Here is a 1,568-nt window from a genome sequence, read left to right as displayed (position 1 = left end):
TCGAGGTGCCCTCGACGTTGGTGGCCAGGCGCCGGAGGCGGGTGTCGGTGGACGAGAACTTCCCGGTGGACTCGTCCAGCGCGTGCATGTAGATGCCGTTCCAGGAGCCCCATGCGACGTAGAGCCGGCCGTCCTCGCCGCGCACGACATCGGGGTCGATCGGGTAGTTGACGTCGGTGACCATGCCCCGGTCGGTCCACGGCCCGTTCGGCGTGGGGGCGGTCGCGAGTCCCATGGCCGCATGAGGAATGCCCCAGATGGCGGCCCCGTAGTAGAGGTGGTACTCGCCGTCGAAGTAATTGATGTCGGGCGCCCAGATGTTCGGCGGGGTCCTGCCGCCGTGCGCGTCGGTGATCCACCGCGGGGTGGACTCCCAGACGTTGCTGATCTTCTCCCAGCCGCCGGAGGGCGTGGCCTGGCAGGTGCGGAAGACCATGATCGACCCGCTGGGGTTGCCCGGGTCGTTCTCGAACCCGGTGGTGTAGGCGTAGTAGCAGCCCCCGGCCTTGATGATGCTCGGGTCGTGCAGAAGGACCTCGCCTTATCGCAACGTTCGCCGCGGTCTCGATCCCACGCGACGCTGGTCCAGCACAACGGGTTCTACTACTACGTCGCCACCACCTGGTCGTCCCAGGTGGTCATGCGCAAATCGGCGACCATCGCCGGTTTGAAGACCGCTCCCGAGCAGGTGGTGGTGGAGACCGGGGGCGACACGATGTGGGCCCCGCACCTGGAGCTGATCGACGGCCGCTGGTACCTGTACTACTCGGTCGAGCAGTGCTGCGCCGCCCGGCGCACCCACGTGGCCCAGAGCGCGGGCTCGGACCCCATGGGCCCCTACACGAAGCTCGGCATCCTCGACCTGATGCCGAACCAGGGCTGGGCGATCGACGCGGCCCCGCTGCGCCTGAACGGCAACCTGTACATGACGTTCTCGGCGTTCGCCGGGGACGGCCTCCAGTCGCTGTACATCGCGCCGATGGCGAACCCGTGGACGGCGAGCGCCCATGGCACCCGGATCTCGGCGCCGACCCTGTCCTGGGAGCGCCAGGAAGGGGCGGTCAACGAGGGCTCGTTCGCGATCCAGCGGGGCGGGCGCACGTTCCTGACCTACTCGGCCAGCCACTGCTCGGGGCCGAACTACAAGATCGGGATGCTCGAGTACACCGGTACCGACCCGCTCCAGATGAGCTCGTGGACCAAGTACGCGAACCCGATCTTCCAGCGCAACGACGCCGCCGGCGTCTACGGCCCTGCGCACCACTCGTTCTTCACCTCACCCGATGGCACCGAGACGTGGATCGCCTACCACGCCAACGACTCGGCCTCCGACGGCTGCGGCACGACCCGCACCACGCGCGTCCAGAAGATCTCCTGGAACGCCGACGGCACCCCGAACCTGGGCGTCCCGGTCGCCACCACGACCGTCCTGCAGGGCCCCTCGGGCGAGCCGAATGTTCCGCCTGCGGCGATCATCTACATGCACGCGCTGGACGAGTCCACCGGGAAGTTCTCGTCCACCGACACCCGCCTCCGGCGCCTGGCCACCAACGTCGAGGGCACCTCGA

General features: G+C 68.4%; 2 protein-coding genes. One reads left to right on the top strand and one right to left on the bottom strand.

Features of this window, described 5'->3' with window-relative positions:
• A partial coding sequence (locus H613_RS0120580; RefSeq protein WP_245598621.1) for a family 43 glycosylhydrolase occupies nt 1–511 on the bottom strand: 511 nt, incomplete at its 3' end.
• A 12-nt stretch (nt 512–523) separates the two neighbouring features.
• On the opposite strand from H613_RS0120580, the gene H613_RS28045 reads away from it, so the two are divergent.
• A partial coding sequence (locus H613_RS28045; protein WP_156926164.1) for a glycoside hydrolase family 43 protein occupies nt 524–1,568 on the top strand: 1,045 nt, incomplete at its 3' end.

It is taken from the genome of Glycomyces arizonensis DSM 44726, from assembly GCF_000482705.1.
Taxonomy (GTDB): Bacteria; Actinomycetota; Actinomycetes; order Mycobacteriales; family Micromonosporaceae; genus Glycomyces; species Glycomyces arizonensis.
This window is presented reverse-complemented; position numbering and strand designations above follow the sequence as displayed.